The following is a 15,422-nucleotide window of genomic DNA, read 5'->3' as shown; positions in this document are numbered from 1 at the left end:
CGGGCCATGCCCGACTGGATCGTTACTCTCTCCCATCCGGACTCTAACCGTCGGCCCCGGAATTACACCGGATCTGCTGACCTTTGAGAATTCACCCAAAGCGCTCGCGGGCTTTCAGCGTTAAGCTGATTTACCGCCGGTGGGGAATTTCGCCCCGCCCTGAGAATAAGCGAGATAACTATAACGCTATTGATTACCCTGGGCAATGCATAAGCTTCAAACAATTTTGTTTAACCCACGGCATGACGCGCTACAATAGGCACTAACACCTTTTCATCAAGGGAAACGACAATGATTGACCCAAAGAAAATTGAGCAGATCGCGCGTCAGGTTCATGAGTCCATGCCGAAAGGTATTCGTGAGTTTGGTGATGACGTTGAGAAGAAAATCCGCCAGACGTTGCAGGCACAGTTGGTTCGCCTTGATTTAGTCAGCCGCGAAGAGTTTGATGTGCAGACTCAGGTGCTGCTGCGCACCCGCGAGAAACTGGCGCTGCTGGAACAGCGTCTGAGCGAGCTGGAGAGCCGCAATGCGCCGGAAGAAGTGAAGCCAGCGCCAGCTATTCCACCGGTAGATGACCAGGCATAAGTGCGGCCTGCTGTGCCCGGTGGCGGCTACGCCTTACCGGGCCTGGATGAACGCGTAGGTCGGGTAAGGCGCAGCCGCCATCCGACATAAAAAAACGGGCCTGTTGGCCCGTTTTTTACTGACTGTCTTTCTGGATCTTCTTAATGATGTTGGTGGTTGAACACCCGTCCTCAAAGTTGAGCACCATCACTTCACCGCCATTTGCCCAGACCTCTTCGCTACCTGCGATTTGCTCTGGTTTGTAATCACCGCCCTTCACCAGCAGGTCAGGCAGAATTCCGGCAATCAGGCGCTGCGGGGTGTCTTCTTCAAATGAGACCACCCAGTCCACCGCTTCCAGCGCGCCGAGCACGATCATGCGCTGCTCCAGCGGGTTCACCGGACGCGTTTCACCCTTCAGACGTTTGGTTGAGGCATCACTGTTGACCGCCACAATCAGGCGATCGCCCAGCTTACGCGCATTCGCCAGATACGAGACATGACCCGCATGCAGGATGTCGAACACGCCGTTAGTCATCACCACTTTTTCACCGCGTTTGCGCGCGGCAGCAACGGCCACTTTCAGCTCGTCTTCGGTCATGACGCCAAAGCCGGTATCCGCACGCCCACGCACCGCGTTTTCCAGCTCGATTGGCGAAACGGTGGAGGTCCCGAGTTTACCAACGACCACGCCCGCCGCGGCGTTCGCGAAGTAGCACGCTTCTTCCAGGGAGTTACCCGCCGCCAGCGTCGCCGCCAGCACGCCAATCACCGTATCACCGGCACCGGTCACGTCGTACACTTCCTGCGCCTGGGTTGGCATATGCAGCGGCGCCTTGCCCGGTTGCAGCAGCGTCATGCCCTGCTCGGAACGGGTCACCAGCAGCGCAGACAGCTCGAAATCAGCGATGATTTTCATGCCGCGCTCAACCAGCTCTTCTTCAGTTTTGCACTTGCCCGCCACCGCTTCGAATTCAGAGAGGTTTGGCGTCAGCAGGGTTGCGCCGCGATAGCGCTCGAAATCGGTGCCTTTCGGATCGATCAGCACCGGTACGCTGGCTTTACGCGCCAGCTGGATCATGGTCTGCACGCTCGCCAGCGCGCCTTTGGCATAATCAGACAGCACCAGCGCGCCGATATTACCCAGCGCCTGGCTAATACGCTCGTGTAGCGGCTCAGGATCAACGCCTTCGAATCCTTCTTCGAAATCGAGGCGGATCAGCTGCTGATTACGCGACAGGACGCGAAGCTTGGTGATGGTTGGGTGGGTCGGAACAGAAACGAAGTCGCACTTCACGTTCACGTCCGCCAGCGACTGACTCAGGGCACGCGCCGCATCGTCAATGCCGGTCAGGCCCACCAGACGCGAATGCGCGCCCAGCGAGGCTATGTTCATCGCCACGTTTGCCGCGCCGCCTGGACGCTCTTCAATGGTGTCGACCTTAACTACCGGCACCGGCGCTTCCGGAGAGATACGGCTGGTCGGCCCATACCAGTAGCGATCCAGCATCACATCACCGACAACCATAACTCCAGCACGTTCAAACTCTGGCAGTGTTACTTTCATTCCTGACTCCAGAAAGATTCACAATTTGCGCGCGATAATATCACACTTGTTTTGTTACGCACGGTTCCACCAGCCACTTCTGCCAGCTTGTGGTCACCTGCGCGCGTTCATCGGCGAAACAGTCCAGCGCCACATGGCCCGGCTGTTCCTGTAAGGCCAGATGGTGCAACTCATCACGCAGCGTGGTGTAGGCGCGGGTTAATGCCTGCGCCTCCTGCTCATCCATAATGTCGTTCTGTGCCAGCAGTTCCAGTATGCGCACGTTATCCGACCAGCGGGTCAGCTTCGGCTTATCGTGCGCGTGCAGCAGCACCAGGTACTGAGTGATAAACTCGATATCGGTAATGCCGCCTTCATCGGCTTTAATATCAAAGCGATCGCGATGTTTGTTGCCAAGGTGCGCGCGCATCTTCTCCCGCATTTCCCGCACTTCGGTTTGCAGCGTACTGCCCTCGCGCGGGGTCGTCATGACCGCCTTGCGGATCGCATCGAACTGCGTTTTGAGCTGCGGATCGCCGTATACCACGCGGGCGCGCACCAGCGCCTGATGCTCCCACGTCCAGGCTTCGTTCTTCTGATAGTCGGCGAAAGCCTCCGTCGAGGTGACCAGCATGCCTGCCGCGCCGGACGGGCGCAGACGCGCATCCACTTCATACAGAATGCCGGATGAGGTGCGGGTGCTGAACAGGTGCATAATGCGCTGGGCCAGACGCAGGTAGAACTGCCGCCCGTCAATCTCACGTTCGCCGTCGGTCATGACGTCTGCCGGACAGTCGTGGAGGAAAATCAGATCCAGATCGGAGCTGTAGCCCAGCTCCCAGCCGCCCAGCTTGCCGTAACCCACCACCGCAAAACCGCGGCCTTCGCGCTCTGCAAGGTGTTTCGGCTGCCCGTAGCGGGCCACCATCTGCACCCACGCCTGATGGACAACCGCGTCGATGATCGCTTCCGCCAGCCAGGTTAAGTGATCGCTCACTTTCATTACCGGCAGGGTACCGGCGATATCTGCCGCCGCCACGCGCAGCATCTGCGCCTGCTTAAACTGACGAAGCGCCTCAAGCTGTTGCTCTTCGTCCTCTTCCGGTACGCGCAGCAGATACTGACGCAGCTCGTCGCGGTAGGCATCCGTCGCCGTCGGCTGATACAGCGTATTCGGGTCGAGCAGTTCGTCCAGCAGCAGCGGATAACGCGCCAGCTTGTTCGCCACCATCGGCGAGGCGGCGCAGAGAGAAATCAGGTGCTTCAGCGCGCCGGGAAACTCGCTTAACAGTTCAAGGTAAGTGGTACGCGTGACGATCCCGCTCAGCAGCGGCATCATGCGCGACAGCGGCACCGGCGCATCCTCGCGGGAGCAGACATCGCTCAGCAGATGCGGCATCAGATGATCCAGCACCTGACGACCACGTGGGCCAATGGCGCGTTTGTTCAGTTCGAAGCGGAAATCGGCAATCAGCGCCACCACGCGATGGCGGGCATCGTCGCTTAAGTGCGCCAGCACCGGCGTGGTGTCATCTTCCTGGAGCGCGTCCTGCCACAGCTCGCGCCAGTGCTCGGAGAGCGCATCGTCCTGCGATTCACTTTCGTCGTCGCCGATCAGATCGTTAAAGATGCGGCGCACGCCCGCCATTTGCGCTTCCAGCCGTTCCGTCAGCGCCGCCCAGTCATCCACCCGCATCCCCCAGGCCAGACGCGCCCGGTTCAGCTCGTCGCCCGGTAACGTCTGGGTCTGTTCGTCGTTGATACTTTGCAGCAAATTTTCCAGACGACGCAGGAAGAGATAAGAGTCACGCAGCGTTTGCGCATCGCCTTCCGGCAGCAGATGCAGCTGCTCGATAGCGCTCAGCGTCGGCAGCAGCGAGCGGGATTGCAGAGAAGGTTCACGCCCGCCGCGTATCAGCTGGAAGACCTGGACGATAAATTCGATCTCACGAATACCGCCCGCGCCGAGCTTGATGTTGTCCTTCAGGCCACGGCGACGCACCTCGCGGGCAATCATCCCTTTCATATTTCGCAGGGACTGGATCACGCTGAAGTCGATGTAGCGGCGGAACACAAACGGGCGCAGCATGGCGCGCAGCTCGTTGGCCCAGGCATCGTCGCTGTCACCCATGATCCGCGCTTTGACCATCGCGTAACGCTCCCAGTCGCGACCCTGCTCCTGGTAATAATCTTCCAGCGCGGCAAAGCTCAGCACCAGCGGACCGCTGTCGCCAAACGGACGCAAACGCATATCCACGCGGTAGACAAAACCATCCTGGGTGGGCTGATCCAGTGCCTTAATCAGCCGCTGCCCCAGGCGAGTAAAGAACTGGGCGTTGTCCAGCTCGCGACGACCGCCGCGCGTGGAGCCGTTCTCCGGCCAGGCAAAAATCAGATCGATGTCTGAGGAGAAATTAAGCTCGCAGCCGCCCAGCTTGCCCATCCCCAGAATCAACAGCGGTTGCGGAACCCCGGCTTCGCTGCACGGCGTGCCCCACTCTTTACAGCAGGCGGCGTAGAGCCAGTCCCGCGCGGCGACAATCAACGTCTGCGCCAGCTCGCTCAACTGCTGCAAGGTACTCTCTTCGCTCACCAGCTCCAGCGCCTGCGCCCAGGCAATGCGTACCATCACCCGGCGGCGGAACTGACGCAGTACGCGCATCAGCGTGGCTTCGTCTGCCACCTCTGCCAGCGCGGTTTGCAGCCAGCCAGCATAATGCCGCCACTCGTCAGCCTGCGGCGGCGCGCTTTCCAGCTCTGCCAGCCAGTCCGGGTTGGCGCTGACGCTCTCCTGCACAAAATCACTGAACGTGAGCACGCTTTTCGCCTGCTCGCTTAACGATGACGCGGGTAACGACTCAGGCAGGCGTTCGCAAACGGTCTGCCAGTGCTGCTGTAACTGCGAAGAAAGCGGCATATCAGGGGTTCCTTGCCAGAATTAACGTTTTCCGCTGTGCAGCCAGTACGGATCCTGCGAAATGGCCTCGTTGCGGAAATGCTCGATTTCGATCTGCTGACGGGTCTCGATGGCATGCTTCAGCCCCTGCCAGTTCTCCAGCCAGGCCTGCGCCTTCACGCCCTCATACGCACCTGACAGCAGCAACATGCTGTCAATGTTACGCGCCAGGCGGGGAAGCTGATCGCCATACTGGTCGCCCAGCGGATGCGCAAAGGTGGTTCTCAGCTCGGCCGCGTGACGGGAGAGGTGGATATCCGCAAAACGTTTGAAGTTTTCCGCAATTTTGGTCTGCCCTTTCGCATCGAGGAACGTGCGCCAGCCGCGCGTCACCAGAAACTCGGTCAGCGCCAGTTTCGCGCCGGCGTTTTGCGGGCTGTAGATCGCCGTTTGTGCCGACACGTCGGAAAGCATCAGCGTTTCGGTTTGAGTGAGCAAATCACGTAAGTGAGTGCTGGCTTTACGCGGTACAATGCCGCCAAAGAGCGTCAGGGTATGACGCACCAGCCCCATAGCGGCCAGCACCTGTTTTTTGGCATTTTTCACGTTACGCGCCCACAGCTCCTCGTGGTACTGCCACTGAGAGAGCGCCAGCTCCAGCGCCGCTTCCATGCCCTGCTCAACGGAGGCTTTCGGCACAACGCGCAGAATCGGGGTTTCTCGCAGCACGCGCGGCGCATTCCCGGCGGCCAGGTGATAGCCGCGTGCCGCTTTACTCAGGCTGCCCTGACGCAGGCCAGGCTGGTTCACCAGCTTGTGCGCCAGCTTCAGCACATCACTCGCCTCGCCTTCCAGCAGTTCGAGTTCCAATTCGCAGATCGGCTCCTGCTCTTCACCCGCCTTAATTTCACCCCGATCGAACGCGATCTCAATGCGGCTCTTGCCTTCCGACACCAGCCATTTTTCGCGCCAGAAATCGGTGCTGAACAGCGGTTGCGCCTCTGCCGACAGCGTTGCGGGCAGCGTCCCTTCCGGCCACACTTCCGCCGGAAAACGATCCAGCTCAAGTTCTGGCTTACTGATGTCGATATTGTATTCCGGACGCTGGTGCAAACCGCCCACCACGCGACCGGCGATTTTCATCGTCATCTCGTAGCGCCCGTTCGCACCCCGGATGCGCAGGCCCATATCGTGGTTGCGCAGCCAGTTGTCCGGCGTTTCGTAATAGATGTTGAGCAGCTGTACGGGTTCATGGTGCTCGCCGGACAGCGTATTCAGATGCTGGCGGAGCGCGTCAGCGCTGTCTTTTTCGACGATAAACTTTAATTCGATCTCTTGTGCCATAGCCTTGTACTTTTGCGTGCGTCACAGACGCGTCGATGAAGGCGAACTTCCTCGCCATTTGTTTGTCAGTACATAGTATTTTGCGCCAAATTGCCACGCAATGAGCAATTTGACGGGCGTAAAAGTTTAAAGCGGTGGAAATCATGACACAGATGATTCCGATTGATGATGAATCCTTTGCGTAGCGACACTGATACCACTACTATCGTTCCACTTTTTATGAAAATAACGACTGATATGCTTAAATTACGCCTGATTGGACTTACTTTACTCGCTTTTAGCGCCGCAACCGCGGTCCACGCTGAAGAGAAACGTTACGTTTCTGATGAACTGAATACCTGGGTACGCAGCGGCCCTGGAGACAATTATCGCCTCGTGGGTACGGTAAATGCCGGCGAGGAAGTGACTCTGCTGCAAACCAATGCAGACACCAATTACGGTCAGGTTCGTGACAGCTCTGGCCGCACCTCATGGATCCCGCTGAAAGAGCTGAGCACGGTGCCAAGCCTGCGCACCCGCGTGCCGGATCTGGAAAATCAGGTGAAAACCCTGACCGATAAGCTGAACAACATTGACGGCACCTGGAACCAGCGCACCGCAGAGATGCAGCAGAAAGTGGCGCAAAGCGACAGCGTGATCGCCGGTCTGAAAGACGAAAATCAGAAGCTGAAAAATGAGCTGATCGTCGCGCAGAAGAAAGTGAACGCCGCGAATCTACAGCTGGATGACAAACAACGCACCATCATCATGCAGTGGTTTATGTATGGCGGCGGAGTGCTGGGCGTCGGTCTGGTGCTGGGTCTGGTGCTTCCTCACCTTATCCCAAGCCGTAAACGTAAAGACCGCTGGATGAACTAACTCGTCTTCTCTGCCACACTTACGTATCATCTTGCGAAAAGAGAAAACGGGAGTGTTGGCGTGAAGAGTTATCTGGTCGGTGGTGCGGTACGTGATGCGTTATTAGGTCTGCCGGTCAAAGATAAAGACTGGGTCGTGGTCGGTGCCACGCCCGAAGCGATGATTGACGCGGGCTACCAGCAGGTAGGCCGCGATTTTCCTGTGTTCCTCCATCCGAAAAGCCGGGAAGAGTACGCCCTGGCGCGTACCGAACGGAAATCCGGTTCCGGTTATACCGGCTTCACCTGCTATGCCGCGCCGGATGTGACGCTGGAGCAGGACTTACTGCGCCGCGATCTCACCATTAATGCCCTGGCGCAGGACGAAAACGGCCATATTATCGATGTCTACGGCGGCCAGAACGATCTGCGTGACCGTCTTTTACGCCATATCTCCCCCGCCTTTTCTGAAGATCCGCTTCGCGTACTGCGCGTGGCGCGTTTTGCCGCCCGTTATGCCCATCTCAGCTTCCGCATCGCCGACGAGACGATGGCGCTGATGACGGCCATGACCGACGCGGGCGAGCTGGAACATCTGACGCCAGAACGCGTCTGGAAAGAGACCGAAAACGCCCTGACTACCCGCAATCCACAGGTCTTTTTCCAGGTTCTGCGCGACTGCGGGGCGCTGAAAGTGCTGTTCCCGGAAATAGATGCGCTGTTTGGCGTGCCCGCCCCGGCGAAATGGCACCCGGAAATTGATACCGGCATTCACACCCTGATGACGCTGAGCATGGCCGCCATGCTCAGCCCGGAGGTGGACGTGCGCTTTTCTACCCTCTGCCATGACCTCGGCAAAGGGTTAACGCCAAAGGAGTTGTGGCCACGCCACCACGGGCACGGTCCGGCTGGCGTGAAGCTGGTTGAAGGGCTTTGTCAGCGCCTGCGCGTGCCGAATGACATTCGCGATCTGGCAAAACTGGTGGCCGAGTTTCACGACCTGATCCACACCTTCCCGATCCTGAAACCCGCTACCATCGTCAGGCTGTTTGATAACATCGACGCCTGGCGCAAACCGCAGCGCGTGGAGCAAATTGCGCTGACCAGCGAAGCCGACGTGCGCGGCCGCACCGGGTTTGAAGCGTCCGATTATCCGCAGGGTCGTTTGCTGCGTGAGGCGTGGGACGTAGCGAAAGCGGTGCCAACGAAAGAGGTGGTGGAGGCAGGGTTTAAAGGCCCGGCGATCCGCGAAGAGCTGACGAAACGGCGGATTGATGCGGTTGCAGCGTGGAAGGAAAAACGTTGCCCTCAGCCGAAAGACTGAGGGCGGTCGGTCATCAGAAGAAGACCACGTACACGGCAGCCGCGACGATAAAGCGGTAGATCGCGAACGGAATAAACGAAATACGCTTAATCAGTTGCAGGAAGGTTTTGATGGCGATCAACGCCACAATAAAGGCGGTGATAAAGCCCACGGCGAACATCGGAATGTCGCCCACGGTCAGGAAGCCGATGCTTTTGTAGAGATCCAGCGCGGTGGCACCCATCATCATCGGCACCGCCAGCAGGAACGAGAACTCAGACGCCGCGTAACGGCTCACGCCCATCAGCATCCCGCCGGAAATGGTTGCCCCTGAACGGGAGAAGCCCGGCCACAGCGCCAGACACTGGAAGCAGCCAATCATAAACGCCTGGCGATACGTCATATCGTCCAGACCTTCCGCACGCGGGGTTTTTGGCTTCAGCACTTCGGCGGCAATCAGCAGGAAGCCGCCGACAACCAGCGCGTACATCACGTTAATCGGGTTGAAGAGCGATTTAATGGTGTCGTGGAACACCAGCCCCAGCACCACCGCCGGGATCATCCCGAGCAGAATATGAATCAGCGTCAGGCGCCCTTTGCCCTCTCCTTCACGCTGCGGCAAACGCCCGAAGTGGATACCGATCAGACCAAACAGACGACGCCAGAACATCACGACCACCGCCAGGATAGAGCCCAGTTGAATAACCACCTCAAACGTCTTTGCGGTATCGCCTTCAAAGCCCAGGAGATGGCCAACGATAATCATATGGCCCGTACTGGACACCGGCAAAAACTCCGTCAATCCTTCGACCACACCCAGTATTGCCGCCACCAGCAGCGAGTGCATATCGCTCATCTATAAACCCCTAAAAAGATATAAAAAAACGGTGTCCCACGCGGACAACCGTGAAAGATACAGCTTTAAGACCGATATAACCTAAAATGGTTTAGCTATTATGACGTTAAATCTTTCCTTTCAGATTTGTGCCACGCTCGATAATCACGCCCACATTGGCGGCGCGCGCCACCGCTCCCGGCTTGCTTAGCTTAATGCGCACCCATGGGGAGTTAAATTTGCTCAGCAGCAGGTCTGCTACCTCTTCCGCCACGCGTTCTACCAGCGCAAAACGTTGCCCTTCCACATGGGCGATGACCGTTTCACTGATGTCGGCGTAGCTCAGACAGTCATTCACATCATCGCTTTTTGCTGACTTGCGGTTGTCCCAGCCCATTTCGATATCGAACACCAGTTTCTGCTCGATGGTCTGTTCCCAGTCGTAAACACCAATTGTGGTGATTACCGAAAGTTGCTCTATAAATACAATATCCATCACGACCTGCCTGCTTTTTGGCTAAACCGGATACCACTTCCGGCGAATTATGCGTATTATCCACAGATGCTGAGAATACAGATACATTTTCAAAACGGAACAGCGTTATGAGTGCAATCGCGCCTGGAATGATTATCCTCGCCTACCTTTGCGGCTCAATCTCCAGCGCCATTCTGGTCTGCCGCATCGCCGGGTTGCCTGACCCGCGTGAAAGTGGTTCCGGGAATCCGGGGGCGACCAATGTACTACGAATTGGCGGCAAGGGAGCAGCCGTAGCGGTTTTGATTTTTGATGTTCTGAAAGGAATGCTTCCCGTCTGGGGCGCGTATGCGCTCGGCGTCACACCCTTCTGGCTGGGGCTGATTGCCATCGCCGCCTGCGTCGGCCACATCTGGCCCGTTTTCTTTGGTTTTAAAGGCGGTAAAGGCGTTGCCACCGCGTTTGGCGCGATTGCGCCGATCGGCTGGGATCTCACCGGCGTGATGGCGGGCACCTGGCTGCTGACCATTCTGCTGAGCGGTTATTCGTCGCTGGGCGCCATCGTCAGCGCACTGATCGCCCCGTTTTATGTCTGGTGGTTTAAACCGCAGTTTACCTTCCCGGTGTCGATGCTCTCGTGTCTGATCCTGTTGCGCCACCACGACAACATTCAGCGCCTGTGGCGGCGTAAGGAAACGAAGATCTGGACGAAGCTCAGGCGTAAAAAGAAAGACGCTCAGTAAACCGTTCGTTATGCCTTATAACCAAATGTGATTTTTGTCACCTTCTGCCTGTGGTAACTGTTAGAGACACAACACAACCACACAAAAAGAAAATGGCAGAAATCACAGATTCAACTCCCCTTCCAACGGCAGGAAACACCCCGGATGGCGACATCAAGTGGGTACGCAGCGCATCGGACGTTTCACGTCTGGTTAACGACGGCTCTCAGGGCCGGGCCAATGCCCGCATCGTGGTCGGTATCGCGCTCGGGGGAATTTTCCTCGATGCCTACGATCTCGGCGCGCTGGCATTCGGCATCAAAGACATCACCCGCGAATTTAACCTGACGCCCGCCGGTACCGGCATGGTGGCCTCGGCGATTACCTTTGGCGCGATTGTCGGGGCGCTGCTCGGCGGCTATCTTACGGATAAAATCGGGCGCTACCGCGTCTTTATGGCCGACATGGTGTTCTTTGTCGTTGCCGCTATCGCCTGTGCGCTGGCCCCGAACGAATATGTGCTTGCGGGCGCGCGCTTTGTGATGGGTCTTGGCGTTGGGATCGACCTTCCCGTCGCGATGGCGTTTCTCAGCGAGTTCGCCAGGCTGAAAGGCCCGGGGAATAAAGCCTCCAGCGTCGCAATGTGGTGCCCCACCTGGTACGCGGCCATCAGCATCTCTTATCTTCTGGTGCTCTTCTTTTACGCCGTGCTGCCGGAAAGCCACAGCGACTGGCTCTGGCGTCTGATCCTTGGCTTTGGCGCGGTGCCCGCGCTGGTGATTATCGCCATCCGCAGCCGCTATATGAGCGAATCCCCGGTCTGGGCGGCGAATCAGGGCAATCTGAAGGAGGCGGCGTCCATCCTGCGGCAGTCTTACAATATTAATGCCCACGTACCGCAGGATGCGCTCGACCAGCCCGCGCCTGTCGTGAACAAGGCAAAATGGTCGAACTACCTGAACCTGTTCCGCGGTATCTATCTGCGGCGTACCACGCTCGCCACGCTGCTGTCAGTGGTCTCCTCGTTCGCCTATAACGCCGTAGCCTTTGGCCTGCCGGTGATCATCTCCAGCTTCTTTGTGCAGTCGATGCTGACCACCATTCTGATCTCGCTGGCGCTTAACCTGCTGTTCGCGTTTGTCGGCGGGCTGCTGGCGGTGCGCTATGTTCCGCGCTTCGGCGCATGGCGGATGTCTCTGGCGGGTTATGTGTGCCAGCTTGCGGCACTGCTCGGCCTGGCGTTGATTGGCCGGCCTGACGGGGCCACGGAAGGCGTGTTCGCCGTCGCGATGCTGGCGCTGTTCCTGTTTGGTCAGGGTTTTGGTCCAGGTGCGCATACCATGACGTTTGCCTCCCTGAGCTACCCGACCTCGCTGCGCGGCGTGGGCGTGGGGCTTAACCAGACGCTGATGCGCAGCAGTTCAACGCTGTCACTGTTTCTGTTCCCGCTGCTGGTCGCCTCGCTGGATACCGCCGTGTTCTGGGTGATTGCGCTGGCGCCGTTTATCGGTCTGGCGTCGCTGCTGGCGATCCGCTGGGAGCCGTCGGGGTATGATGTGGATGCAGAGGATTATCGCTAGCCTTTCTTGCCGGGTGGCGCTGCGCTTACCCGGCCTACATTACTGAAACCGGCTCACATGAGCCGGTTTTTTTATCCATAAGCGACTCATATGACAGCCTTCATTTCCGCCAGGGCATACTGAAACGTACCCCGATAGTGTGGAAATGGAAGCACCATGTTAGCAACTCAGGTCACTGATAATTCATACAAAGGCTGGCAGGCCTCGCTTGCCCTCCAGTTTTGTCATACCCCTGAGAAAACCCTTCTCCATTCCGCGCGTCACAGCGGGCCGCTCACCGTTCAGCGTCCGTTTTATCCCGAAGGGGAAACCTGCCACCTTTACCTGCTGCACCCGCCAGGCGGAATTGTGGGCGGAGATACGCTGGATATTTCCGTGCGGCTCGACGCTAAAAGCCATGCCCTCATCACCATGCCCGGCGCCAGTAAGTTCTATCGCAGCAGCGGCCCGCTGGCCTGCCTCAGTCAGCATTTTTACCTCGACGAAGAGGCCACGCTGGAGTGGCTGCCGCAGGACACCATTATTTTCCCCGGCGCTAACGCCGCGCTGCGTTCCGTCTTTCACCTGCACGCCACCAGCACGCTGCTGGCGTGGGAGCTGTACTGTCTGGGCCGTCCGGTGATAAACGAAACCTTCAGCCACGGCACGCTGGAGAACCGCCTTGAGGTGTGGGTGGATGGCGAGCCGCGTCTGATTGAGCGACTGCATCTCAGCGGTGGCGATCTGACGCCCGTCGCGGACCATCCGTGGGTCGGCACGCTGCTGTTCTATCCGGCCCGGGAAGCACTTCTCGACGCGGTGCGTGCGCTTCTCGCCCCGCTGGAAAACGTTGGCGGGGCGACGCTCACCGACGATCTGCTGTCGGTGCGTTTTCTCTCCCACGACAACCTGATTTGTCAGCGGGTGATGCGCGATATCTGGCAGTCGCTTCGCCCGCTTTTAACTTCCAAAACCGCCTGTTCGCCGCGCATCTGGCAAACATAAGAGAAACGCTATGGAACTGACTCCCAGAGAAAAAGACAAGCTGTTGCTGTTCACCGCCGCGCTGGTTGCCGAACGCCGCCTCGCGCGCGGGGTAAAGCTCAACTACCCGGAATCGGTCGCGCTGATCAGCGCCTTTATTATGGAAGGCGCGCGCGATGGCGAAACCGTCGCCTCGCTGATGGAAGCCGGCCGCCACGTCCTGACGCGCGACCAGGTGATGGAAGGCGTGCCGGAGATGATCCCGGATATCCAGGTGGAAGCCACCTTTCCGGACGGATCCAAGCTCGTCACCGTCCACAACCCGATCGTGTAAGGAGCGCGTGATGATCCCAGGCGAATACCGGATCCAGTCCGGCAACATTGCTCTCAACGTCGGGCGCGAAACCCGAAGTGTGATCGTGGAAAACCACGGCGACAGGCCGATCCAGGTCGGATCGCACTACCACTTTTACGAGGTCAACCCGGCGCTGAAGTTCGATCGCGAGGCCACCCGAGGTTACCGGCTGAACATCCCGGCCGGCACTGCCGTGCGCTTCGAGCCCGGCCAGAAGCGGGAAGTGACGCTGGTGCAGGTGACGGGCGCACAGCGCATTTTCGGCTTTCGCGGCGAGGTCATGGGCGAGGTGAAACATGGCTGAGATTTCACGCCAGGCGTATGCCGATATGTTCGGCCCCACTACCGGGGATAAAGTGCGGCTGGCCGACAGCGAGCTGTGGATCGAAGTGGAAGGCGATCTCACGATCTACGGCGAAGAGGTTAAATTCGGCGGCGGAAAAGTGATCCGCGACGGCATGGGACAGGGGCAGATGACCGCCGACGACTGCGTGGATCTGGTGCTCACCAACGCGCTGATCGTCGATCACTGGGGGATCGTGAAAGCGGATATCGGCGTAAAAGATGGGCGGATCTTCGCCATCGGCAAAGCCGGAAACCCGGACATTCAGCCCGGCGTGACGATCCCAATTGGCGCGGCAACGGAGGTGATCGCCGCCGAAGGGAAGATTGTCACCGCAGGCGGGATCGACACCCACATCCACTGGATCTGTCCGCAGCAGGCGGAAGAGGCGCTGGTGTCTGGCGTCACCACCATGATCGGCGGCGGCACCGGGCCTGCGGCAGGCACAAACGCCACCACCTGCACGCCGGGGCCGTGGTATATCGCCCGCATGTTGCAGGCAGCCGATACGCTACCGGTGAATATTGGCCTGCTGGGTAAAGGGAACGGCTCCAACCCGGACGCGCTGCGCGAGCAGATCGCGGCAGGTGCCATCGGGCTTAAGATCCACGAAGACTGGGGCGCGACGCCTGCGGCCATCAACTGTTCGCTGGAGGTCGCTGAAGAGATGGATATTCAGGTGGCGCTGCACAGCGACACGCTGAACGAGTCCGGTTTTGTCGAAGACACGCTGGCCGCCATCGCCGGGCGCACCATCCACACCTTCCACACCGAAGGGGCGGGCGGCGGCCATGCGCCGGATATCATCACCGCCTGCGCGCACCCGAATATTCTGCCCTCCTCCACCAACCCGACGCTGCCCTACACGGTCAACACCATCGACGAGCACCTGGACATGCTGATGGTTTGCCATCACCTCGACCCGGATATCGCCGAGGACGTGGCGTTTGCCGAATCCCGCATTCGCCGGGAGACCATCGCCGCCGAAGACGTGCTGCACGATATCGGCGCGTTCTCGCTCACCTCGTCAGATTCACAGGCAATGGGCCGCGTGGGGGAAGTGATTATCCGCACCTGGCAGGTGGCGCACCGCATGAAGGTGCAACGCGGCGCACTGCCGGAAGAGACCGGCGATAACGATAACTTCCGCGTGAAGCGCTATGTCGCCAAATACACCATCAACCCGGCGCTGACCCACGGCATCGCCCATGAAGTGGGATCGATTGAGGCGGGCAAGCTGGCGGATCTGGTGGTCTGGTCCCCCGCCTTCTTTGGCGTCAAACCCGCCACCATCGTCAAAGGCGGGATGATCGCCTGCGCGCCGATGGGCGACATCAACGCCTCGATCCCCACGCCGCAGCCGGTACATTACCGCCCGATGTTTGGTGCCCTTGGTGCCGCACGCCACGCCACGCGGCTGACGTTTGTCTCTCAGGCTGCTGATGCCAGCGGCATTCCGCAACGGCTCGGACTGCAAAGCGCCACCGCGGTGGTGAGAGGCTGCCGGTCGGTGAAAAAGGCCGACATGATCCACAACGATTTACAGCCGAATATCACCGTTGACGCGCAAACCTATGAGGTACGCGTCGACGGCGAATTGATCACCAGCGAACCGGCAGAGGTTTTGCCGATGGCGCAACGCTATTTTCTGTTTTGA

Annotated in this window: 14 protein-coding genes and 1 riboswitch; of the genes, 9 read left to right on the top strand and 5 right to left on the bottom strand. The window is 58.9% G+C overall.

The genetic code is table 11. The annotated features are described in order from the left end of the window. Window positions 1-20: 20 nt before the first annotated feature. A riboswitch (FMN riboswitch) is annotated at window positions 21-171 on the bottom strand. 120 nt (window positions 172-291) lie between these two features. Beyond that, a complete protein-coding gene (gene ubiK, locus SK58_RS05405) occupies window positions 292-588 on the top strand; it encodes a ubiquinone biosynthesis accessory factor UbiK (RefSeq protein WP_000566823.1) in 297 nt (98 codons plus the stop codon). A 115-nt stretch (window positions 589-703) separates the two neighbouring features. On the opposite strand, the gene hldE is transcribed toward ubiK, so the two are convergent. From hldE to SK58_RS05390, 3 genes are read right to left on the bottom strand one after another with little or no spacing between them, the layout of a single operon-like run. Then, complete coding sequence (hldE, locus tag SK58_RS05400; RefSeq protein WP_015571898.1) at window positions 704-2,134, bottom strand: bifunctional D-glycero-beta-D-manno-heptose-7-phosphate kinase/D-glycero-beta-D-manno-heptose 1-phosphate adenylyltransferase HldE; 1,431 nt, start codon at window positions 2,132-2,134, stop codon at window positions 704-706. Window positions 2,135-2,174: 40 nt separating this feature from the next. Then, window positions 2,175-5,030, bottom strand: a complete 2,856-nt coding sequence (glnE, locus tag SK58_RS05395) for a bifunctional [glutamate--ammonia ligase]-adenylyl-L-tyrosine phosphorylase/[glutamate--ammonia-ligase] adenylyltransferase (RefSeq protein WP_023295459.1) — start codon at window positions 5,028-5,030, stop codon at window positions 2,175-2,177. Between the two features lie 21 nt (window positions 5,031-5,051). Then, window positions 5,052-6,353, bottom strand: coding sequence for a CYTH domain-containing protein (locus tag SK58_RS05390; RefSeq protein ID WP_023295460.1), 1,302 nt, complete (start codon window positions 6,351-6,353; stop codon window positions 5,052-5,054). A 237-nt stretch (window positions 6,354-6,590) separates the two neighbouring features. On the opposite strand from SK58_RS05390, the gene SK58_RS05385 reads away from it, so the two are divergent. Both SK58_RS05385 and SK58_RS05380 read left to right on the top strand, forming a co-directional pair. Next, a complete protein-coding gene (locus SK58_RS05385) occupies window positions 6,591-7,211 on the top strand; it encodes a TIGR04211 family SH3 domain-containing protein (RefSeq protein ID WP_001303390.1) in 621 nt (206 codons plus the stop codon). A 60-nt stretch (window positions 7,212-7,271) separates the two neighbouring features. Then, a complete protein-coding gene (locus tag SK58_RS05380) occupies window positions 7,272-8,513 on the top strand; it encodes a multifunctional CCA addition/repair protein (protein ID WP_023304444.1) in 1,242 nt (413 codons plus the stop codon). 13 nt (window positions 8,514-8,526) lie between these two features. Here the strand turns inward: SK58_RS05380 and bacA are convergent, their stop codons facing one another. Then, a complete protein-coding gene (gene bacA, locus SK58_RS05375) occupies window positions 8,527-9,348 on the bottom strand; it encodes an undecaprenyl-diphosphate phosphatase (protein ID WP_003862545.1) in 822 nt (273 codons plus the stop codon). Window positions 9,349-9,454: 106 nt separating this feature from the next. Beyond that, a complete protein-coding gene (gene folB, locus SK58_RS05370) occupies window positions 9,455-9,823 on the bottom strand; it encodes a bifunctional dihydroneopterin aldolase/7,8-dihydroneopterin epimerase (protein ID WP_015571902.1) in 369 nt (122 codons plus the stop codon). Between the two features lie 107 nt (window positions 9,824-9,930). On the opposite strand from folB, the gene plsY reads away from it, so the two are divergent. From plsY to ureC, 6 genes are all read left to right on the top strand, one after another. Beyond that, window positions 9,931-10,545, top strand: coding sequence for a glycerol-3-phosphate 1-O-acyltransferase PlsY (plsY, locus tag SK58_RS05365; protein WP_017384031.1), 615 nt, complete (start codon window positions 9,931-9,933; stop codon window positions 10,543-10,545). 92 nt (window positions 10,546-10,637) lie between these two features. Then, window positions 10,638-12,104 (top strand): MFS transporter, encoded by a 1,467-nt coding sequence (locus tag SK58_RS05360; protein WP_023295461.1) that lies wholly within the window; start codon window positions 10,638-10,640, stop codon window positions 12,102-12,104. Window positions 12,105-12,260: 156 nt separating this feature from the next. Then, window positions 12,261-13,088: an urease accessory protein UreD gene (locus SK58_RS05355; RefSeq protein ID WP_023295462.1), complete on the top strand. Its 828-nt coding sequence runs from the start codon at window positions 12,261-12,263 to the stop codon at window positions 13,086-13,088. 10 nt (window positions 13,089-13,098) lie between these two features. After that, a complete protein-coding gene (locus SK58_RS05350; RefSeq protein ID WP_003862556.1) occupies window positions 13,099-13,401 on the top strand; it encodes an urease subunit gamma in 303 nt (100 codons plus the stop codon). Between the two features lie 10 nt (window positions 13,402-13,411). Beyond that, on the top strand, window positions 13,412-13,726 hold the full coding sequence (locus SK58_RS05345; protein ID WP_015571906.1) for an urease subunit beta: 315 nt from the start codon (window positions 13,412-13,414) through the stop codon (window positions 13,724-13,726). Then, window positions 13,719-15,422 carry an urease subunit alpha gene (ureC, locus tag SK58_RS05340; protein WP_032103352.1) on the top strand — a complete coding sequence of 568 codons (1,704 nt, stop codon included), beginning with the start codon at window positions 13,719-13,721 and terminating at the stop codon, window positions 15,420-15,422. The genes SK58_RS05345 and ureC overlap by 8 nt, the downstream gene beginning before the upstream one ends.

Origin of the sequence: Enterobacter sp. BIDMC93 (assembly GCF_001037805.1) — a bacterium.
GTDB classification, from domain to species: Bacteria; Pseudomonadota; Gammaproteobacteria; order Enterobacterales; family Enterobacteriaceae; genus Enterobacter; species Enterobacter hormaechei_C.
Note: the sequence above shows the minus strand (reverse complement) of the source record. Positions and strands in the feature narration are given on the sequence as shown.